Origin of the sequence: Pseudomonas moraviensis subsp. stanleyae, assembly GCF_036283065.1 — a bacterium.
In the GTDB taxonomy this organism is placed as follows: domain Bacteria; phylum Pseudomonadota; class Gammaproteobacteria; order Pseudomonadales; family Pseudomonadaceae; genus Aquipseudomonas; species Aquipseudomonas stanleyae.
The window spans coordinates 308,772-329,560 of record NZ_JAADJI010000002.1; the positions used below are offsets into that span (position 1 = coordinate 308,772).

The window sequence follows — 20,789 nt, forward strand, 5'->3', positions numbered from 1 at the left end:
CTGAACTCATGCTTGTGTTAAGTGTTGGATAAAGAGATTGACCGGGACATCCCCCAGCGCTTCGCTGACATTCAGCTCCCTGTTTTGTGTGACTACACTGCTGGCAAAAAGTCCCCTCAGGTTTGCATCCGGAGCGGCGGACGGTAAAACCACCCGCGTATCGCCCCAGCGCAGCGCATCGACCCGGGGGATGGCACTGTTTTCCAGCAACGTCGCGCAACGCACCGGCACCACCACAATGGCGCGCACACCCTCGTGCTCACGCGCGAATGCCAACACGTTGTGCGCCTGGCTGCCCAGCACTTCCAGTGGCTGGTAATCGCCACGGCGAAACAGCTCGCTGTGCTCCTTGCGCAGGTTGAGTACCGCACTGATCAGCGCTTGCTTGATGCGCCCGTCGCGCCAGTCCGTCAGCAGTTCTGCACTCGGCACGGATGCCTGCAGGGATTGCTCGCGTGCGGCGTAATCCACCGGCCGGCGGTTGTCCGGGTCAACCAGACTGAAATCCCAGTACTCGTTGCCCTGATACAGATCCGGCACACCCGGCACGGTCATGCGCAGCAAGGTTTGCGCCAGCCCGTTGAGCGCGCCGGCAGCAGCGATGCTGTTGACGGTCTTGCTCAGCGCCGCGCGCAGCAGCTCGCCTTCCTCACCGGTCAGCAGTTTTTCGGTAAACGCCTGTGCGGCGTTTTCATAAGCTTCGTTCGGCGCGCTCCAGCTGCTTTGCAACTTGGCTTCACGCAGGGCTTTCTGCTGCCATTGCCAGATGCGCTTGGCGTACTCGGCGAAACCGGCCTGGTCATCGTCCTGCAGATCCAGCGGCCAACTGCCAAGCAATGCCTGATAGAGGATCAGTTCGTCGCCAGCGGACGGCGCGTCATCTTCGATACGGACCGGGCGGGCGAGGGCGCGCCAGAGTTCGACCTGGTCGGCGTACCAATGGCTGCGCTCGCTGAGTACCGCGAGCCGCGCACGGGTGTCTTCGCCGCGCTTGTGATCGTGGGTGGCGGTGGCCAGCAGGTTGTCGGGAAACTCCTGCATGCGCTGCTGATTGACTTCGTGGAACTCGCTGAGCGGCGCGCTGAATTGCTCGGTGTTGTAGCCGACATCATTGCGCGACAGCAGCACTGCCGAGCGATACAGCGCGGTGTCCTCGACAGCTTTGGCCGCTGCCGGCGAGGTCAATTGCTGGAAGCGCACGCAGGCATGCTTGAGGATCTTGCGCGAACGCCCGCGTGGCTTGCGCCGCCACGGTGTGCCGCCCAGCCAACTGGCGACCGAGTCGAGCACCGGCCAGTCAGCTTCGCTGAGGGTTTGCCGCGCGCCGTCCATGGCGTGCTGGAAAATCGCTTCGTCCTGCTCGGAACGGCCCAGGGCGCTGATGTAGGTGCGATAAACCGGGAAGTGCACGATCAATGCGTGCAGCACGCGGCGAATTGCGCCGAGGGTCAGATCGCGGGTCATCAAGTCATCACGCGCGACCTGGTGCAGCGCCTGCGCGACACTTTCGAAGTCACTGGCCAGCGAACCGTTGAGGATCTGCTGACGGGCCAGTTGCGCTTCTTCAATGAACGCTGCCGGACGCTCGGTGCGGCGCTGCCAGAGTTCGCCGAGCACATGTTCGCCTTCCGGGTCATGTTGCAGCAGCGACAGCTGATTCATGAACTCGTAACCGGTGGTGCCATCGACGCTCCAGTCGCGGCGCAGGGTTTCGCCCTCGCCCAGGATCTTCTCGACATAGATGGGCAGATGCCGTCCCGGTGCCAGATGATCAAGACGCCGGCGTAATTTGCGGCAGTAGCCACGCGGGTCGGCGAGGCCGTCGATGTGGTCGATGCGCAAGCCGTCGACCAGACCTTCTTCAACCAGTTGGAAGATTTTGCCGTGGGTCGCTTCGAACACCGCCGGACGCTCGACGCGCAGGCCGCCAAGCTCGTTGATGTCGAAGAAGCGCCGCCAGTTGATATCGTCCGCTGCGGTGCGCCAACTGGCGAGGCGATAGCTTTGGTGCTCCAGCAGCTGGTGCAGCTTCTGGAAGCCTTCCTCAGTCGTGGAATCGTACTGAGCGAGGTTGCTTTCAATAGTAGCCAGAACGCGCGGATCGCTTGCCAGGTCGCGCAACTCTTGCTTCAGCGGCAGCGCCAGCGAATGGGCATCGGTCTGATAACTGAGGGTGCTGAAGCGATCGGCGAGGGATTTGAGCGTGTCGTCGGACTTGAGCAGTTCGCCGTAATTATTCGGGCAGATCGGAAAGTGGTGGTCGTAATGCTCGACGTAGAAACTGCCAGCCTGCGCGTTGAATTTGAGCTTGAGCGTGCCTTCCTGCAACGCCACGCCGTAGTCACTGCCAAGGAACGGCAAGAGCAACTGGCCTTCCATCAACGGGTCCGGCGAGTGCCACTGAATGTCGAAGAATTCGCCGTACGGGCTCAGGCGTCCCCATTCCAGCAAGTCGAGCCACCATGGGTTGTCGTTGCCGCCCACAGCCATGTGGTTGGAAACGATGTCGAGGATCAGCCCCATGTTGTGTTCACGCAGGGTGCTGACCAGTCGGCGCAGTGCCGGTTCGCCGCCCAGCTCAGGGTTGACCTGGGACGGGTCGACCACGTCGTAGCCGTGCATGGAACCGGCCCGCGCCGCCAGCAGCGGCGAGGCGTAGATATGGCTGATGCCGAGTCGAGCGAAGTACGGCACCAGTGGCACCGCTTGTTCGAGGGTAAAACCTTTGTGAAATTGCAAGCGCAAGGTGGCGCGCAGTGGCTGGATTTGCTGTTGATTCATTGGTCACGCTCAGAGGCTTGAAGGCGCGCGCAGGCCAGCAGCTCCAGGCGGCGGGCGGCATCGGGGCCGTCCAGCAACGCTTCGCTGGGGCCGGGCAAGCGTCGCGACCAGTTCGGATGTGAATCGGTGGTGCCGGGCAGATTCGCCTGCTCATCGATGCCCAAGGCATCTTCCAGCGGCAGCAACACCAGCGGCGCGCGGGTGTGGCCGAGGAACCGCACACTGGCATCGACCACTTGATCGGCTTCGTGGGACTCTTCGCGGAAATTCTGCGGGTCCTGACGCAACGCATCACGCAAGCCTTCGCGTTCACGCTCGCGATGGCGGCGCCAGTCGATTTCGCCGTTGGCATCGACCAGACCGAGGCGTGCATTCCAGTCGATATCGCGGCCATGCCACCAGCCATTGAGCGTCGGCAGGTCATGGGTGCTTGTCGTGGCCAAGGCGTCATCCGGCCAGTCGAGAATCGGTTTGAAACGAGTGTTGTCCTGTTCGAACAACAGCACGCGCATGCCGAGAATCGAACGCGCGGCGAGTTTTTCCCGCAGGCCTTCCGGCACAGTGCCGAGGTCTTCGCCGAGCACGATGGCCTGGTGCCGATGCGACTCGAGGGTCAGCAGGCGCAGCATGTCGTCGAACGGGTAATACAGATAGGCGCCGTCGGCCGGGTCAGCGCCGTTGGGTATCACCCACAGACGCTGCAGACCCATGACATGGTCGATGCGCAGACCACCGGCATGGGCGAAATTGGCCCGCAGCATGTCGATGAACGCGCGGAAACCGTTGCGGATCAGGCCCTCGGGCGAGAAGGCGGAAATACCCCAGCCCTGGCCGCTGCGATTGAGGATGTCGGGCGGCGCACCCACGGTCAGCGAGGCGAGCAATTCATCCTGAAAACTCCAGGCCTGGCTGCCGGCACCATCAGCACCGACGGCGAGGTCGGCGATCAGACCGATGCCCATGCCGGCACTGCGCGCGGCGGTTTGTGCACGCTCGAGGCAGCGATGGATCAGCCACTGGCAGAAGGCGAAGTAGCCGATGCGCTCGGCATATTCCTCGGCGAACGCTTCCAGCGCCGCGCCGCGCGGGTCGTGCCAGTGCTCAGGCCATTCGCGCCAGTCAAGGCTTTCGCCACGGGCGGCGCGCATTTCCTGAATCGCTTCGAAGCGGCAATGGTTTTCCAGCGCTTCGCCACCGGCGTGGCGAAAACTGGCGAAGTCGGCGTGCAGCGGATGCTCGCCAGCGACAAAACCGTCATACAAGGCTTGCAGCAGTTTCTGCTTGGCTTCGGCGGCGGCAGGCCAGTCGATCAGTTTGAGATTTTCCAGTTGCTCGAACTGCGCGGCCAGGCCGCTGGCGTCGATCGCGTCGCGCAAGGCGCGTTCGCCGAGAATGCTCCCCGGCGCGGCATACAGTGAGTTGAGAAACAGGCGGCTGGAGGGCGAATAAGGGCTGTAGCGACCGGTGTCGGCGCTGAACATCGCGTGCATCGGGCTGATCGCCAGCGCATCGGCACCACGTTCGCCGGCCACGCGCACCAGTTCTTCCAGTGCCTGCGTGTCGCCGAAACCGCCATCGCCGGGACGACGCAACGCATACAACTGCGCGCTCAGACCCCAAGCGCGGGGGATCGGGCTGTCGACAGCATCGCCAACGCTGAAGCAGCGTTCGGGCGCTACGGCCAGGGTGAAATACTGATCGCCGATGTGCACTTGCTGGTAACCGACCGGAACCAGACCGGGCAGCATCGCTTCGTTGTCCAGCTTGAGGTTCATCTGCGAGCCATCTTCAAGATGAATCTCGCAGGGCATCTCCGGTGAGAAATAGCGACTCAGATTCAGGGCAACGCCCACGTCGCAGGTCAACAGGGGCGGCAAATGGCGGTCCTGCTGGACCTCTTGCAATTCCAGCAGGCTGGCATCGATTTCTTGCGCGGTGCTGGCCGGGTGGCCGAGTCCGATCAGGACATTGCGCAGCACAGCAGGAGCGACTTTCTGCTGACGCCCGTTGGCGTCGATCCAGTCGACGGCGAGGCCGGCTCGGCTGGCGAGTATTTCCAGTTGCGCATCGCTCATAGGCGCTCTCCGTTCAGGGGGTGCAAAGGGGGTGCGGCCGTGAGGCTGACGAGCGCGGTGTACGCCGGCAGTTGGTTCGGGTCCGACAGCTCGATGGCGGCTGGCTGTTGAAACAGCCACTCGGTATCGGTCTGTGCAGGGTTGACCACTGGCGTATCACTGAGGTTCAGGTCAATTCGCAGCTCACTGCCATCGCCCAGCCGCCAGCGTGCGCTGACCGCGCCGTAGCCGAGCATTTGCGCACCCAGAGCCTGGGTTCCGGAGAGGTGGGGAATGATGTACTGGTGACGCAACTTCAACAGCTGTCGGTAGAGCGCCTGCGTGTCCTGTTGCAGTGGCGTGCCACTGCCAGCCAGTCGTGGCTGCGAAGCGCGGAAGGTTTCCTCGGCGTTCGGATCGGGTATCTGCTCGCGCTTGTGCGGATCGGTAAAGGCACTGAATGCGGCGAACTCGTTGCGCCGCCCTTCACGCACCAGTTCCGCCAGTTCACCGTGGTGGCTGGTGAAAAACAGGAACGGTTGCTCGGCGGCAAATTCGTCGCCCATGAAGATCAGCGGAATCATCGGCGACAGCAGCAACAACACCGTCGCCGCCTGTACCGCACGCGGGTCGGCGAGCTGATGCAGGCGCTCGCCAAATGCGCGGTTGCCGATCTGGTCATGGTTCTGCAGGAACAGCACGAAAGCGGTGGAGGGCAGATGTTCGCTCGGCTCGCCACGGGGTTCGCCATGACGGGTGATGTGGCCCTGAAACACAAAGCCCTGACTCAGGCAGCGCACCAATTGCTCGGTGGGTTGCGCGGCATAATCGGCGTAGTAGGCGTCGGTTTCGCCGGTCAGCAGCACGTGCAGGGCGTTATGACCGTCATCATTCCATTGCGCGTCGTAATCGGTTTCCAGCAGGCTCGACTGGTTCAGCTCGTTCTCGACGGTCAGCCAGACGTGCCGGGTCGGGTCGATCTGCTGGCGAATGCGCCGGGCCAGATCGCTGAGAAAATCCGGGTCTTCAATCGCATGCACCGCATCCAGGCGCAGCCCGTCAAACCGGTATTCGAGCAGCCACATCAGCGCGTTTTCAATAAAAAACTCGCGTACTTCCGGACGGCGGAAGTCAATCGCTGCGCCCCAAGGCGTGTGCTTGTCCTCGCGGAAAAAACCTTTGGCGTAACGATGCAGGTAGTTGCCGTCAGGGCCGAAGTGGTTGTAGACGACGTCGAGAATCACCGCTAGGCCATGGCCGTGGGCGGTGTCGATCAGGTGTTTGAGCTGTTCCGGTGTGCCGTAGGAGGCTTGCGGCGCGTAGGGCAGCACCCCGTCGTAGCCCCAGTTGCGATCACCGGGGAATTGCGCCAGTGGCATCAGTTCGATCGCGGTGATGCCGAGGGCAACCAGCCGCGCCAGATGTTGTTCGACTTCGGCAAAACCACCGAGCGCACCGACGTGCAACTCGTAAATGACTGCTTCACTCCACGGCCGACCGTTCCATGCCGTGTGCCGCCATTGATAGGCATGCGGGTCGACTACCACGCTGTGGCGGTCGAGGTCGCCATCCTGCGCCCTGGAGGCCGGGTCCGGCACCTCCAGTTCGCCATCGATGCAGTAGCGGTAGCGACTGCCCGCCGGGCAGTTGGCCTTGATTACAAACCAACCGTCGCCCTGGGGCAGCATGGGCAACGATTTTCCATCTTCCAGTTCCACACTGACGTAGAACGCGTCAGGCGCCCACAACGCAAATTGCGTGTGCTCGGCATCCAGCATGATCGCGCCGTGGGGCCAGGTTTCTTGGGTCCTTGACGGCATTTTTTGCAACTCCCTGGTTATTTGTGGCTGGCTTTACCCAGCGCCTTGGCGACCAGTTGTTCGTAAAGTTCGGCGTACGGTTCAACCGCTTTGCTCCAGTTGAACGGTGCAGCCATGGCCCGGCAACGCATGGCGTTGAGCAGTTCCGGGAAGGCGAAGACCTTGAACGCGCGGCTCAGGGCCTCTTGATAGCTATCAACGGTGGATTCATCGAAAAGGAAGCCGGTGACGCCGTTTTCGATGGTGTCGGCCAGACCGCCGGTGTTGCGCGCCACCGGCAACGAGCCGAAACGCTGGGCGTACATCTGGCTCAAGCCGCAAGGCTCGTAACGCGATGGCATCAGGAGGAAATCGCTGCCGGCGAACATGCGCCGGGCATCGGTTTCATTGAAGCCGATGCGCACGCCGATCTGGCCTGGGAAACGCAGGGCCAGTTCGCGCATGGCTTGTTCTTCTTCCGGCTCTCCGCGACCGATAATCGCGATCTGGCCGCCGTTCTGCACGATGAACTCGGACACCGCTTCGGTGAGGTCGAGACCTTTCTGGTACACCAGTCGCGAAACCACGGCGAACAACGGGCCGGTGGAATCGTGCAGGCCGAACAGCTCGCGGACATGGGCGGCATTGACCGCTTTGCCTTCCCAGTCGCCGATGGCGAACGGGGCGAACAGGTGCGGGTCTGTCGCCGAATCCCAGCTTTCATCGATACCGTTCGGGATACCACTGAGCAGGCCTTGCTGGGTCTTGGCGGCAAGGAAACCGTCGAGACCGCAGCCGAAGTCCGGGGTGGTGATTTCCTGCGCATAAGTGGCGCTGACGGTGGTGATGTGGCTCGAATAGGCCATGCCGGCCTTGAGGAACGACATCTTGCCGTAGAACTCCATGCCTTCCTGTTGCAGTGCGTGGGCGGGAATCCCCAGCTCCGGGCAGGAACCGAGGCTGGTCACGCCCTGGTAGGCAAGGTTGTGAATGGTGAACAGAGTCGGCGTGCGCTGCCCGCGCCAGTGCATGTAAGCAGGGGCGAGGCCGGCCGGCCAGTCGTGAGCGTGCACCAGATCCGGGCGCCAGTGGATTTGCGCAAGGTTGGCGGCGATGTCGGCAGCGGCCAAGCCGAGACGGGCGAAGCGGATATGGTTGTCCGGCCAGTCGCGCCCGTTGTTGGCGCCGTAGGGGCCGCCTTCACGTTCGTACAATTCAGGGCAGATCAACACGTAGATCACCAAGCCATCGGGCATGTCCATGCGCCCGATCTTGCAAGGTGGCAGCGCGGCATGGCCACCCAGCTCGCCGATGATGTGAATCGGGTTTTCGCTGTGCACCACCTGCGGGTAACCGGGAATCAACACCCGCACGTCATGCAGATGGGCCATGGCCCGGGGCAGGGCAGCGGAGACGTCACCGAGACCGCCGGTCTTGACCAGATCGGCGATTTCCGAGGTCACGAACAACACTTTTTTCTTGTTGGGATTCTGGCTTGCTACCGGAGCAAGCGTCTTGGTGCCGGGTACGTTGATCTGTCGGCTGCCGGGAACACTGATGGTGCTCGATTCTCCAAGCGACTGGTGAGCACGCTCTCCCTGAATATCCAATGCCGCACTGATCATATGTATCTCCCGTGTGTGATCTGATTCTTGTCTCGAACAAGCTGTTTCGTGGCCAAGTCCTGTGGCCGGGCGCAAAGGCGCCACGCATCGGTGAGCAAATGCTGACCCAACACGCGCAAGCAGAATGGGTGGTGAGGCCGTTGCAAGGATTACACCAGTCGCTTTCGCCCAGTTGTTCTGATGACCTGTGGCGTGAAGCAAAAGTTTCGACTTTTTTTCGCCGGTATGACCGAGTGGTTTTGCCACTGAAAAATCAGTCTAGGCCAGATCCTAGAGCGGGTAAGGGCAAATGGGTAAATTGTTCGACAATCGGTTGTGTCGGGATGTAAGGGAGGGTTTAGCGGAGGGAATGCTCCGACGAAGGGCATGTTTTTCGGTCGGAGTGGGCCAAAACGGTGACTGGGTAGTCACGATTTTGTGCTAGGGGGTGGGCGGCTTGCACCGTTTTGGTGCGAGCGTATTTCAGAGTGGTATCTGGAATGACCCCTTCGCGAGCAGGCTCGCTCCCACAGGGGAACGCGGACACGCTGTGGGAGCGAGCCTGCTCGCGAAGAGGCCTGTTGAAGCAGCTCAACTTTAAAGTGATGGAATCAATTCAACAGACGCACCGACTCCCCGGCTGCCCAAGCCTGAATATCCTCGATCATCTGCTGGAAAAACTGCTCGTAGTTCTGCCGGCTCACATAGCCGACATGCGGCGTGGCGAGGACATTGTCCAATGTGCGAAACGGATGCAGGGCCGGCAAGGGCTCCTGTTCGAACACGTCCAGCGCCGCCCCGGCAATGCGCCGTTTCTGCAACGCCTTGATCAGCGCCGCTTCATCGACGATCGGCCCGCGAGCGGTGTTGACCAGCAGCGCGGTCGGTTTCATCCAGTCCAGCGCCTGCGCATCAACCAGGCCGCGACTGCGCTCGCTGAGCACCAGATGCACCGACAGCACGTCGGCCTGTTCGAACAGTTGCTGTTTGCTGACGTAAGTCACGCCGGCCTGTTGAGCGCGTTCGGCCGTGAGGTTCTCGCTCCAGGCAATCACCCGCATGCCGAACACCTGACCGAACTGCGCGACCCGCTGGCCGATGCTGCCCAAGCCGAGAATACCCAGGGTCTTGCCGTGCAGGTCGCCGCCCAGTCCCTGTTGCCACTGGCCGGCGCGCAGGGCATTGGCTTCCTTCACCAGATCACGGGTTGCCGCCATGATCAGCGCCCAGGTCAGTTCCGGCGCGGCGTGTTTGTAGCTGTCGGTGCCGCAGACCTTGATGCCCAGCGCCGCTGCTGCCGGCATGTCCAGCGCGGCATTGCGCATGCCGCCGGTGACCAGCAACTTCAGATTGGGCAAGCGCCCGAGCAAGTCGGCGTCGAAACGCGTGCGTTCGCGCATCACACAAATCACTTGATACTTGCCCAAGCGCTCGGCCAGCGTGGTGTTGTCCGCCGGGTAATCGTGCACAAAGGTTACTTCGCCGATGCCCACGAGCAGGGACCAGTCGACTACATCGCGGGCCACGTCCTGCCAGTCATCGATCACTGCAATCTGCACTGCCATCGCCTTACCTCATCAAGGAACCGAAGGTGTCTTGCCCAGCCAGCCGAGCAGCGCCTGATGGAATTTTTCCGGTTCTTCCATTTGCGGCGCGTGGCCCATACCCGGGAATTCAATGAGCGTCGACTGCGGAATCAGCTTGGCGACCTGTTTGCCGAGCACTTGGTAATGACCAATTCTGGCTTTCACTTCCGGCGGCGCAAGGTCCTTGCCGATTGCGGTGGTGTCGGACGTGCCGATCAGCAGCAGCGTCGGCATCTTCAGATCCTTGAACTCGTAGTACACCGGCTGGGTGAAGATCATGTCGTAGATCAGTGCCGAGTTCCACGCCACCCGGGTCTTGCCCGGACCGTTGCTCAGGCCGGCGAGCATGTCGACCCAACGATCGAATTCGGGCTTCCAGCGGCCGTCGTAATAGGTGGTGCGCTCATAGTCGCGAATGCCCTTGGCCGTGACCTTCAACTCGCGCTGATACCACTGATCGACGGTGCGATACGGAACGCCGAGGGCTTTCCAGTCTTCCAGACCGATCGGGTTGACCATCGCCAGTTGATCGACCTGCTCGGGGAACAGCAGCGCATAACGGGTGGCGAGCATGCCGCCGGTGGAGTGGCCGAGCACGGTGGCTTTCTGAATGCCCAGCGCCTTGAGCAATTGCTGGGTGTTGGTGGCCAGTTGCTGAAAGCTGTACTGATAGTGCTCAGGTTTGCTGGACGTGCAGAAACCGATCTGATCCGGCGCAATCACGCGGTAGCCGGCATCGCTCAAGGCCTTGATCGAACTGTCCCAGGTTGCCGCGCAGAAATTCTTGCCGTGCAACAGCACCACGGTGCGGCCGTTGGCCTTGCCATTGGCGGCGATGTCCATGTAACCCATTTGCAGCTTCTGGCCCTGGGATTCGAAGGCGAAGTGTTTAAGCGTGTAGGGATATTGGAAGCCTTGCAGCTCCGGGCCATAGACCGGGCCTTCGGCGGCAGCGGTTTCACTGGCTGCGTGCGCCATTAACGGCAGGGCAGCGCTGAGGACGAGGCCGGGCAGCCAGCGGGATAGCGTGACGGACATAAGCACAAACTCCTTGAAAATTGGCCGACTCTGAAAGGCCGGGATTACGCCGACGTTAAACAAAGGCAATCACACAGAATGTTGGTTCAACCGAGCCAGCCCAGCGTCAGCAACGCGAGTACGCCATAGCGCGCACCTTTGGCCAGCGTCACGATCAGCAGGAACCGCCCGAGTGGCTCACGCATGACCCCGGCAATCAGGGTCAGCGGATCGCCGATTATTGGCAGCCAGCTGAGCAGCAGCGACCAATGTCCGTAGCGCTCGTAATGCTTGCGCGCCTTGGCCATGTGCCCCGGACTGACCGGAAACCAGCGTCGATCCTGAAAACGCTCGATGCCACGGCCCAGCCACCAGTTGACCAGCGAGCCGAGCACATTGCCCAGCGTCGCCACCGCGAGCAGGCCCCACAACCAGTAACGCTCGCTGACGATCAGACCGACCAGCAGCGCTTCGGATTGCAGCGGCAACAATGTCGCCGCGCCAAACGCAGCAAAGAACAGGCCGAAGTAAGCCGCTCCCATCAACGGGCCGGGTAGTCCGCCACCACCACGTCAGCGCCGTCCTGTTTCAGGCCGATGACCTGGTACGCGTCGCTCATGCCATCCATTTCCATGCCTGGCGACCCCATTGGCATGCCCGGCGCGGCCACGCCAAGCAGATCGTCGCGCTTGCTCAACGCGAGTACCTGGTCGGCCGGCACATGACCTTCGACGAATTTGCCATTGATGATCGCCGTGTGACAGGAGGCCAGACGCGGTGGTACGCCGTGCTGCTGTTTAAAGCTGCTCATGTCGCTTTCGACGTGGTCTTCGACTTTGAAGCCATTGGCTTCGAGATGGCTGATCCATTTTTTGCAGCAACCGCAATTGGCATCGCGGTGCACTTCGATCGGGATCAGTTCGGCGGCTTGCGCCAGGGAGGAGAGGAACAGGGTGCTCAGGGCGAGCAGACGCAGTTGGCTTCGCATGGGAATGGGCTCTCGACTCGGGTGACGGTCAAAAGAACGCATTTTGACCGGTTTTTCCGCCCTGGCATCAACTGAGTGTTTCCAGTTGCTACAAGACGCCCGAACAATGGTGGGAGCGAGCCTGCTCGCGAATGCGCTGGATCAGACGGAAATCCAGGTGACTGAAAAATCGCTTTCGCGAGCAGGCTCGCTCCCACAGGGGATTGGTGTGAAGGCCAGAATCCCCGTGGTTGCGGTTGGCTTAACTGACCTTGAACCGCCCCATGATTGCACTCACACGGCTATTGGCCTCCAGCAATTGCCGGGTATTCAGCTCGCTGGCCTGGCCGCTCTGCACCAGTTCATCGACCATGTGGCGGATCTGCACCATGCTGCGGTTGATCTCTTCGGTGACGGCGCTTTGCTGTTCGGCGGCGGTGGCGATCTGCGTGCTGAGGCTGTTGATGTGGCTGACCGAACCGGCCATTTCGTCCAGCCCCGAGTTGACTCGGGCGGTGGCGTCAGCGGCGGACTGGCAGCTGGCCTGGGTGTTTTCCATGGCGCTGACCGACGAACTCACGCCTTGGGTCAGACGGGTCAACATTTCATTGATTTCCGAGGTACTGGCCTGGGTTCGGGCGGCGAGGGCGCGAACTTCATCTGCCACCACCGCAAAGCCGCGACCCTGTTCCCCGGCACGCGCTGCTTCGATTGCCGCGTTGAGGGCGAGCAGGTTGGTCTGCCCGGCAATCGCGCCGATCACGCCGAGGATTTCGGTGATGCGCTGGGCGTCCTGCTGCATGTTTTCAACTTTGTGTGTAGCGCTGGCCACTTCGTCGATCAGCGCAACCACGCTGTTGGTTGCTTCCCCGACCACGACGCGCGAACGATCGGCGTTTTCGTTGGCACGCTGGGTGAACGCAGCGGTTTCAGCGGCGTTCTGCGCGACGCTTTCGGCGGTCGAGCTCATTTCGGTAATGGCGGTGACCGTCTGGTCGGTTTCCGAGGCATGACGCAGCAGAATCTGGCTGGTGTGCGCCGAAGTGCGCTGCAGATTGTCGAGGCTGGAAGCCATCGCGCCGGTAGCCTGGGTAACTTCGCCGATCATGTTCTGCAGGTAGGCGATGAAGGTGTTGACCGAGTGGCCGATGGCGCCCAGTTCGTCTTCGGCGCGAATGGTGATGCGCCGGGTCAGGTCGGCATCGCCGCTGGACAGCGAATCGATGTTGGCCTTCAGCGCCTTCATGCGCTGCACCAGCTTGCGAATCGCATAAACCTGCAACAGCACCAGCAGGATCACCAGCGGAATCTGGATCAGGCTCAGGCTGTTGAGCACGTCGTCGCGCTGGGCAGTAAGCATTTTGGTCGGCAGGGCAGTGGCGAGGAACCACGGCGTGCCTTCGATAGGGCGCATGAAGAACGTGCTGGCTTCACCGTTGTTGTCGAACTCGACGCGTTGCGCTTTATCGCGATTCTGCAGGCCAGTCTTGATCTGGTTGACGAAGGTCGAGCTGGCCGCCAGTTCGCTGATGTTCTTCAACACGATCGGGCCGCTGATGCGCGAGCTGTTGCTGATGATCTTGCCGTCAGCCTCAACGATGAGCATCTCGGCATTGAGGTCTTTTTCCTTGCGCGCCACCAGATCGTTGAAAAAGCCCAGGGTCACGTCGATGGTCGATACGCCCCAGGCGCTGCCGTTCTTGTAGATAGCCATGGCGCAGTTGGTGCGCGGCTCGGCACTGGCGTCATCCTTATAGGCAGCGGCCCACGCGCATTGGCCGCGCGGGGTAGCCATGCCGCCCTTGTGCCAGCTCTGGTCGTAGTAGTTTGGAGCGGCATCGCTGTTCCAGAACGTGTTGACCTTGAGCTGGCCCGAGGCGTCGCGGTGCCAGAAGGTGCTGAACTTGTTGCGCCCGGCTTCACGCTGGCCCGGCAACGGCCAGATGCCGCCGCCGAAGACTTTCAGTTCGCCGTACTGATCCACCAGCCCTGGCAGCACTACGTCGATGGCGGCGCTGTCGAGCAACGGGATGGTCTGGGTGATGCTGCGTTGCTGCGCCTGCACCTTGTTCAGTTCGCCCTGGATCTGCACGGCGACCTCGGCGATGCGGTTGAGCACAACCTTCTCTTCGGTATCGCGCAGGGTCGGTGCGACCAGTTGGCTGATGCCGACCACGGTCAACACTGACAACAGCAGGATAAACAGAACCAGAAACAGCGTGTAGCGAGCCTGAATAGTGCGCAGTGCGGGCATGGAACTGATCCTTGAGCGGCTTTTTGTCGGGAGGGGGCAGGAAGAAAACAGGGCGGGTATCACAGCGTATCGACGTTGCGCACAGAAGCTTTAGGCGCTCGCGCGCCGAAACAACTCAGGGCGATGACCGGTTGGTATCGGCATTGGTACATCCCTGAGCATCCCCGCGTTTGTTACGTCCTGATGACGGCTCTGGAGCAATGTTTGCGGGCTGTCGCCTCGTGTCGCGAATGTACGAAAGTTGTAAACAAGCACACAAAAAGGTTGGTGCTGTCACCTTGCCCACCGATACTTGCGCCCATCCAAAAATATCGGAACAAGGACATTTCATGCTCACTGCACAAGGAACACTCGCATGACGATCGGCTATACCGGCGCCTGGGAAAGCAAGGCAGGCGTCATGGTCCGGGATACCGGCGCGAAAAAGCAGGTTTCGCAGAGCGTCAAGGTCCAGCAAATGCTGACGCTGGTCGGTAACGATCCGAATGCGCTGAACGTCGCCGAGATGGATAAGCAAGGTCTGCGCAAGCAGATCAAGGGTTTCGACCCGGCCAACGTGTCGGTCAAGCAACTGGGCAACCTCAGCGAATTCCTGCGCGGGCGCGGCCTGATCTCCGAGATCACCTCGATCACTCTGCTCAATGCCGGCGACAAATTCGACCGTTTCGGCGTGCAGAAGGACCCGGACGCCAAGTTCAACGCGCTGGAATATTTCGCCACTCAACTCGATGCCATCCAGACCAACAGTCTCAACGGCAACTACTACGGCAAGAGCCTGATCCCGGAATTCAAGAAAGCCATTTACGTCCTGCAGAATCTCAAGACCTATGGCGAAGGCAATGCCGCAGTTCCGTCCGACAAGGGCCTGACAGCAAAGGCCTGACCTGCATTGGTGATGCCCGCTCATCCGTGCGCGGGCTCATGCCGGTTACAGCGCTGGCACGGTTCGCCCAGTGATTTGACGCTGTGCCTGGTCGTGCAACTGCTGCATATGCGGGCAATGCAATGCAAGCCTGCGCGCGCGGTAGCCGCGATGAAACAACGCCAGCCATCCGCCTTGATTGTCTTGAGCGGGCGCCAGACCGGTGAAAACGAAACCGATGGCGTTGAGGCTGTGCAGGTCCGCGGCAAAGTGTCGCGATAGCTGTAGACGAATCGAAATCAGCCAATGCCCGGGCAGCGATCGCAGCTGCTCAAGAAGTTCCGGGTTGAGTTTTTCCAGCAACATTTCATGGCGACTGCCGTGTTGCTCGACCTGAACCGAAGCGCCGCGCCAGCGTCCTGCGCCAGCCCCGACACCGAACACACTGGCCAGACGCTCCATCAAGGGGCGACAACTGGCCGGCCATGCCTGTTCCGGCAATGGCCGTTGATAGCCATCGATAGCGCGTACACCCAAAACGATCGACTCCGGTTTTTTGCAGCCGAAAGGCGAGCGGACATAGTCCGGCAGCAGTCCGGTGTTGTGGAAACCGAGGCTGATGGCCATGCGTTGGGTGTAAGGGTGATGGGTCACTTGTTTGATCGAAACGCTGCGACAGCCCAACGCCTGTGCGTGAGTCAGCAGTTGCTCACCCAGGCGCGAGGCGATGTTCTGCCCGCGAGTATCGGGGTGTACCGCGCTCAAGGCCAGTTCGGCATCGTGCGAGCTATCGGTTCGCCGGAATAGCGTGGCATGGCCACGAATCCGCTCACCCTCAACCGCAACCAGCGAATGCCAGCGTTTGTCCGCATGGTTCTGATTGATCAGGCAGGGCAGATAGACGTCGCTTTGCACGTAATGATCGCCATAGACCTCGCGAAACAGTTGGCTGACTGCCGCGGCGTCGGTGTCACGGTAATTGCGCAGGATCAACGCTTTCATCACGCACCTCCCCATCATGTTGGTCGTAGCAGCGCAGATCGACGATCCGCAGGCTTTTGCCGGCACGAGGATGGCGCGCAAGATCCTCGAAGCGGCAGCTTTGGACATGCAGCTGCAGCAATTGAGCGCCGACCAGTTGCGGGATCTGCGGGTACAGCTCGATCAAGCGCGCCTCGAGCTCCTCGTCGATGCGCGTTGATCGCTCGTCGACAACGTATTTCAACGTCAACACATCGCGGCCGTCGGCCTGTTCAATCAATAACTGCCAGTCGTTGCTGCCAGTGATGCTGCGTACGCTTTCGCTGATTTCATCGGTCATCAGCGACAAAATGCCGACCCGCACACGCTGGCTGTTGCCGCTGCGACCCCTGAGGGCGAATTTGCGTTGCGCGGTGCCCGCCGGTTCGCGCCAGCACGCCAGGTCACCCACCGGATAGCGGATCAGCGGCATCAGGCGCCGATGCAGGTTGGTCAATACGAGCAGACCGGGTTGATCGCAGGCCTCGATCGTTGCGCCGGTATGCTGATCGACAATTTCCAGCAGGACGTGGCCGTCGGGTGTGCGATGTTCGCCTTCGATGCAGTCACGATGACTGGCACCGATAAACCCACCGTCGACGCTGGCGTAGCCGATCGAGGCAAAGCGCGCGTTGGGCAGCACTTGCTCAAGGAGCTGGCGTTGCGAGGCAAACAGGCTCTCGCCGCCGTAAAGCACGGTATCAACCAAGGGCAAAGCAAGGCCGCGCTGTTGGAGCCAACTGGCGAAGGTCAATAGTTGCGCAGGCACGCCAGCCAACACGTTGATCCGGTACTGCGCAATGGCGTCGACCAGTATTGGCGGGGCGACTTCACCGCTGAACGGGAACTCGGTGATCGCCGTTTCAACATGGGCCAGTGAAGCGTGGATAAACAGAAAGCTTGCATAGAGGTCGCCGGCGAAGAACAGGTTGGCTACTCGGTCGCCATCACTCAGCTGTGCGTTAAGGCTGTGGCCAAAGTCCTCGACGGTGCGTTGCCATTCAGCGCGGGTATAAACGGATAGCCTGCCACCGCCGGTTGATCCACCGGTCTTGAAAACCAGGGCGTGGGCAATGGGGGCCGTCAGTACCGGCCATTGCGCAGGATTCGCGCTGCCTTTCCAGAGCGCTGCCGGATCCAGTAACGGCAGTTCGGACAGTGAGTTTATTGCCTCGGGAACATCGGCGAGGCCGTTTTTGTAATAGGGCGAATGCTCACGGGCGAAAGCCGTCAATTCGCTAATCGGGTCAGTTTTTTTCACGGTGTATTCTTCTTGATTCGAATGAGCCGACTCACGCTCGAACGTCAGCGGCGTGAGTCGATGACCAGCGGCGTCTTGCCGCTGTGTCTGTTTTGAATGAAGTGCTCGGGCGAGCATTGCTCGATCTGCAGCACCAGCAGTCCGCTGTCGATGACGGTCATCAGCGTCAGGTAATCGGCAAGACGGGTTTTAGCGATGTCGGCTGCGAGTTCGCAGCGCAGTTGCAGGCGCTCGACGCCCTCGGCGCTGTGATCCAGATGCAGCTGAAACGGCACTTTCAGACGCGTCGCCAGTTCGCTCAGGGAGATAAAGTCGGTGCCGATGCGCAGCAACTTGCCGTGGCGTTGCAACAGTTCGAAGCGCGGCGACGTCAGCCCGCAGGCGCAGACGCCGGGCAGCCAGCGCCCGCTGTCACCAATCTCGTAACGCTGCACGCGCTGGCCACCTTCGCGGGCCAGCGAGGTCACCAGCAGCCGACCCACTTGATCGCCAACAACCGGCACATCTTCTTCGAATGCAACGATTTCCAGCTGCTGGATATCGCTCATCAGATGGAAAACCCCGTCCGCCGATACCTGGCAGGCATGGCCAAGCGGGCCGGCATCGACGCTGCCGTAGATCGCCGAGCGAATCGTCGCTACGCCGCAACTGCGCAGCAATACACGGTTCTGCTCGCTCAGGTGCTCGCCACCAAGAAAGACCTTTTCGACTCCGGCATAGGCGCGCAGACGCTCCTGTTCATTGAGGAACAGACGATGCAGGGTGCCGGGCATGCCGACCAGCACGTTGACCCGTTGGTCGATGATCAGTTGGGCAATTTCCCTATAGTCGTCATCGGTAGGGGCGGCCATGGGCAGGTGCGTTACCTCGAGCAGTTCCAGCGCTTTGCTGAAGCTGAGAAAACCGCCGTAGAGCCCGCCACAGAAAAACAGATTCATGACCCGATCCCGCGCCGGATCAACACCGGCGGCAAACAGGCCGTCAGCGGTTGCACGCATTTGTCGCTCGAAGTCGCGATAGCTGTAGCCGGCCAGAGCAGGGGTGCCGCTGCTGCCTCCGGAACGGAAATACAACTGCGCCTGATCATTGATCGGCTGGGTGACGAAGGCCTGTTTGTCCATGATCGCAGCGCATGGCTTCGCTGGTGATGGCGCTGAATCGAGACTGGCCTGATTCGGCAGTTGCGTGGCGGCCAGACTCACCGATACCCGTCGACTCAGACGTTGCAGCGCATAGACGCCGTCATGGGGTTCGCCTGCGTAGCCGTCGTGAATACTGCCGATCGGTGCGATCCGCGTGACCCCGGCAGCGATCAGCGCATGGGCGAGCTCGGCAATGCGCGGTTGCGCACACAGCAACGCACAGCTTTGCAGCACGTTGCGCCATGGCAGCAGGGTGGCGCTCAACAGGGCCTGCGGCACTGGGTGCAGCAGTACGCTGCGAAACAGCGGCGAAGGTGCGAGTTGCCGATCATGGGTCCAGATCACCCGCCAGCCTGGGCCGTTCCAGACTTGCCCGGTGTGGCCAGCAAAGCTCTGGCCGAGGCGGGCCATCTGCGTGTGCGTGATGATTTGCGCAGCTTCCTGGCGTGTCGGCAGCAGTGCCGGCCACTGTGCGCCGCGTCGTTGCAGGGCCTGCGCCAAACGTTCACCGATATCGCGCAGAACCTGCGGATCATCGCTGTCGACCAGCAGCCATTGCGGGCTGGAGCAGGCTTGCTGATCCAGTCGGCAGACTTCGTCGGCGACGGCATCGAGCGCTTGCGGCGTCGCAGTTTCTGCACAGAGATAGACAAAGCTGATGCGATGGCCCCAGTCGATCCAGCGACAACCCGGTGCCAACTGCTGCCGAATAGCTTGCAGAGCCGCTTCGCCACCCCACGCCGCGACACCATTGGCGGGTTTGCACAGTTGGCCGATCTGCTCAGTGCTCGCTGGGATCACCGCCACGTAACCGGCCAGTTGTGCGCTGGCATCGCAGTCGACCAAGGCGCGGAGCAATCGCGCCGTCAGGCCTTGATCGCTGCTGCTGGGGCGCAACCAGTTGACGTTGCCGGCGAGCAGACTTTCCACTACCGCGCAGAACGCCAGTAATGGCGCGTTGGCCGGGGTGATATGCACCACCAGACCGAGCGGGCGCCAAGCTTCGAAGCGCGGCTGGCGATAATCGATACGACGCAGAGAATCGGCATCGGCGCCCAATTCACGCTGGCGTTTGTCGACAAGCGCTTGGGGTTGGCAGAAATCGATCAGGGCTTGCCGATGTTCGCTGTCGAGCGGCAGATCGGTGTGTGCGTCACGCAGCCGCTGGGCAAAACCCGCGACGGCCTTGATGACCGTGCTGCTTTCGAGCGGCCTCGCCAAGTGTTGCGGCAATGCCTGTTGCAGGTCTTGCAGCGCCTGGTCGAGGTTGTAAATGTCGTGCAGTTGTCCATCGATCAGGTACATATCAGTGACTTCCCAGTAAATCGGCGGCGGCCATTGCGCAGCTTCTGCCCGCCGTAGTGCCGGCGCGGCCGTGCAGTTCGAACCAGTCGCTGGTCAGGCCGCAGCCGCAGCTTGCGCCCGGGTGCAGCGTTGCCAGGTCGCTCATGACCACGGCGTGGGCAGGACTGGACGAGATATAAGGCGAGACAAAGCCGAGCAGACCTTGCTGGCCGTAGGGCAGCAGGGAAAAGTCCGCCGGGTCGCGGATCAGCACCCGCGAGTACACCGGCACATGAAAGCGGTGACGGTTGCATTCGATGTACGGCACGGCGTGCTCGACAGCGCCGTAACCGTCGCGGCAGCGCTCGGGTTCGATGCCGAGTTGCCGGTGGATACTGGCGTAGAGCTGCTGTTTGGGGATTTCCTGTGCGGCCTGGGTTTTCCAGCCACCGCCAAAAAAAACCAGCGAACCGGCCGGCAGTTGTACATCCTGCACAGCGGTATCCTGCATGCGTTGCAGGGTCTGCCAGAGAAACGCCGGGAAGCCGAAAATCCGCACCGGCAAACCTTCTTCAGCGAACGACTGCAATGCCGCGATCACGCCAAACGCATCGAACTGATGACCTCGACCGGTGTTGCGCAGCGCGTAGACCACGCGATTGGCCGGGGCAAACCGACAGAGAAACTGGTCGGTAAACGAGGTACCCAAGGTGATGCGGCCTTCGGGTTCGTAGCTCAACAACAGGTAATTGCATGGCGTATCGGGAGTGTCCCAGCCGTAATGGCGGAAGATCTGCGTGACCATGAATTGCGCCCGCGCCAGGCTGCGTTCGTCGTAACGCATGCGGCTCTTCTGCCCGCTGGTGCCCGACGAAGTCAGTTCGAGGGCGTCTGCGCCCGTGCTGCTGAGCAGCAGGTGTAGCTTGAAGAAACTGGCGAAGATCGGCGGCAGGCGCGACCAGTCGTCAAGACTGTCGAGGTCTTGCGGCGTCAGCCCGTGGGCATTGAGCCAATGGGCGTAACCGGGCGTGTGTTCGCAGTGGAAGCGGCTGATTTCAGTCATCGCCCGATCAAACAGACCGGGCGGGGCTGAATTCAGGCAATAGGGTTGCGTCAACGCGCACAGCGCGTCGGCATGGGGTAAGCAAGTCATTGGTG

General features: G+C 61.3%; 13 protein-coding genes and 2 pseudogenes. 1 reads left to right on the forward strand and 14 read right to left on the reverse strand.

The genetic code is table 11. The annotated features are described in order from the left end of the window. Nucleotides 1–6: 6 nt before the first annotated feature. The 10 genes and pseudogenes from GXB78_RS03865 to GXB78_RS28275 all read right to left on the reverse strand — a co-directional run. Entirely contained in the window at nt 7–2,781 is a 2,775-nt protein-coding gene (locus GXB78_RS03865) for a malto-oligosyltrehalose synthase (RefSeq protein ID WP_329514373.1), read from the reverse strand. After that, a complete protein-coding gene (gene malQ / locus GXB78_RS03870; RefSeq protein ID WP_329514374.1) occupies nt 2,778–4,856 on the reverse strand; it encodes a 4-alpha-glucanotransferase in 2,079 nt (692 codons plus the stop codon). The genes GXB78_RS03865 and malQ overlap by 4 nt, the downstream gene beginning before the upstream one ends. Next, on the reverse strand, nt 4,853–6,655 hold the full coding sequence (gene treZ, locus GXB78_RS03875; protein ID WP_329514375.1) for a malto-oligosyltrehalose trehalohydrolase: 1,803 nt from the start codon (nt 6,653–6,655) through the stop codon (nt 4,853–4,855). Before treZ ends, malQ begins: the two co-directional genes overlap by 4 nt. A 17-nt stretch (nt 6,656–6,672) precedes the next feature. Next, on the reverse strand, nt 6,673–8,259 hold the full coding sequence (gene glgA, locus GXB78_RS03880) for a glycogen synthase GlgA (protein WP_329514376.1): 1,587 nt from the start codon (nt 8,257–8,259) through the stop codon (nt 6,673–6,675). Nucleotides 8,260–8,849: 590 nt separating this feature from the next. After that, a complete protein-coding gene (locus GXB78_RS03885; RefSeq protein ID WP_329514377.1) occupies nt 8,850–9,803 on the reverse strand; it encodes a D-2-hydroxyacid dehydrogenase family protein in 954 nt (317 codons plus the stop codon). Between the two features lie 12 nt (nt 9,804–9,815). Further along, the gene (locus tag GXB78_RS03890) at nt 9,816–10,862 is read right to left on the reverse strand and encodes an alpha/beta fold hydrolase (protein ID WP_329514378.1); all 1,047 of its coding nucleotides are present in this window, start codon (nt 10,860–10,862) and stop codon (nt 9,816–9,818) included. An 86-nt stretch (nt 10,863–10,948) separates the two neighbouring features. Beyond that, nucleotides 10,949–11,383, reverse strand: a complete 435-nt coding sequence (locus GXB78_RS03895) for a YqaA family protein (protein WP_329514379.1) — start codon at nt 11,381–11,383, stop codon at nt 10,949–10,951. Beyond that, entirely contained in the window at nt 11,383–11,829 is a 447-nt protein-coding gene (locus GXB78_RS03900) for a DUF411 domain-containing protein (RefSeq protein ID WP_329514380.1), read from the reverse strand. Before GXB78_RS03900 ends, GXB78_RS03895 begins: the two co-directional genes overlap by 1 nt. 241 nt (nt 11,830–12,070) lie before the next feature. After that, a pseudogene (locus GXB78_RS28270) lies at nt 12,071–12,598 on the reverse strand (methyl-accepting chemotaxis protein); the annotation flags it as partial. A gap of 333 nt (nt 12,599–12,931) precedes the next feature. Continuing rightward, nucleotides 12,932–14,062, reverse strand: a pseudogene (locus tag GXB78_RS28275) (HAMP domain-containing protein); the annotation flags it as partial. Nucleotides 14,063–14,417: 355 nt separating this feature from the next. Between GXB78_RS28275 and GXB78_RS03910 the strand changes: the two are divergent. Then, a complete protein-coding gene (locus GXB78_RS03910) occupies nt 14,418–14,945 on the forward strand; it encodes a hypothetical protein (protein WP_071172374.1) in 528 nt (175 codons plus the stop codon). A gap of 45 nt (nt 14,946–14,990) precedes the next feature. Here the strand turns inward: GXB78_RS03910 and GXB78_RS03915 are convergent, their stop codons facing one another. The 4 genes from GXB78_RS03915 to GXB78_RS03930 are packed head-to-tail and all read right to left on the reverse strand — an operon-like array spanning nt 14,991 to nt 20,784. Beyond that, nucleotides 14,991–15,926, reverse strand: a complete 936-nt coding sequence (locus GXB78_RS03915) for a GNAT family N-acetyltransferase (RefSeq protein ID WP_329514382.1) — start codon at nt 15,924–15,926, stop codon at nt 14,991–14,993. Continuing rightward, nucleotides 15,895–17,205, reverse strand: coding sequence for a phenylacetate--CoA ligase family protein (locus GXB78_RS03920; RefSeq protein WP_329514383.1), 1,311 nt, complete (start codon nt 17,203–17,205; stop codon nt 15,895–15,897). Before GXB78_RS03920 ends, GXB78_RS03915 begins: the two co-directional genes overlap by 32 nt. Before the next feature lie 44 nt (nt 17,206–17,249). Then, nucleotides 17,250–19,652: an aldehyde dehydrogenase family protein gene (locus GXB78_RS03925; RefSeq protein ID WP_329514384.1), complete on the reverse strand. Its 2,403-nt coding sequence runs from the start codon at nt 19,650–19,652 to the stop codon at nt 17,250–17,252. 1 nt (nt 19,653) lies between these two features. Beyond that, a complete protein-coding gene (locus GXB78_RS03930) occupies nt 19,654–20,784 on the reverse strand; it encodes a LuxE/PaaK family acyltransferase (RefSeq protein ID WP_329514385.1) in 1,131 nt (376 codons plus the stop codon). Between the last annotated feature and the right edge of the window lie 5 nt (nt 20,785–20,789).

Coding starts and splice junctions, on each gene's coding strand:
- GXB78_RS03865 (WP_329514373.1), bottom strand. CDS start 2,781: ATGAATCAACAGCAAATCCAGCCACTGCGCGCCACCTTGCGCTTGCAA.
- malQ (WP_329514374.1), bottom strand. CDS start 4,856: ATGAGCGATGCGCAACTGGAAATACTCGCCAGCCGAGCCGGCCTCGCC.
- treZ (WP_329514375.1), bottom strand. CDS start 6,655: ATGCCGTCAAGGACCCAAGAAACCTGGCCCCACGGCGCGATCATGCTG.
- glgA (WP_329514376.1), bottom strand. CDS start 8,259: ATGATCAGTGCGGCATTGGATATTCAGGGAGAGCGTGCTCACCAGTCG.
- GXB78_RS03885 (WP_329514377.1), bottom strand. CDS start 9,803: ATGGCAGTGCAGATTGCAGTGATCGATGACTGGCAGGACGTGGCCCGC.
- GXB78_RS03890 (WP_329514378.1), bottom strand. CDS start 10,862: ATGTCCGTCACGCTATCCCGCTGGCTGCCCGGCCTCGTCCTCAGCGCT.
- GXB78_RS03895 (WP_329514379.1), bottom strand. CDS start 11,383: ATGGGAGCGGCTTACTTCGGCCTGTTCTTTGCTGCGTTTGGCGCGGCG.
- GXB78_RS03900 (WP_329514380.1), bottom strand. CDS start 11,829: ATGCGAAGCCAACTGCGTCTGCTCGCCCTGAGCACCCTGTTCCTCTCC.
- GXB78_RS03910 (WP_071172374.1), top strand. CDS start 14,418: ATGACGATCGGCTATACCGGCGCCTGGGAAAGCAAGGCAGGCGTCATG.
- GXB78_RS03915 (WP_329514382.1), bottom strand. CDS start 15,926: ATGAAAGCGTTGATCCTGCGCAATTACCGTGACACCGACGCCGCGGCA.
- GXB78_RS03925 (WP_329514384.1), bottom strand. CDS start 19,652: ATGTACCTGATCGATGGACAACTGCACGACATTTACAACCTCGACCAG.
- GXB78_RS03930 (WP_329514385.1), bottom strand. CDS start 20,784: ATGACTTGCTTACCCCATGCCGACGCGCTGTGCGCGTTGACGCAACCC.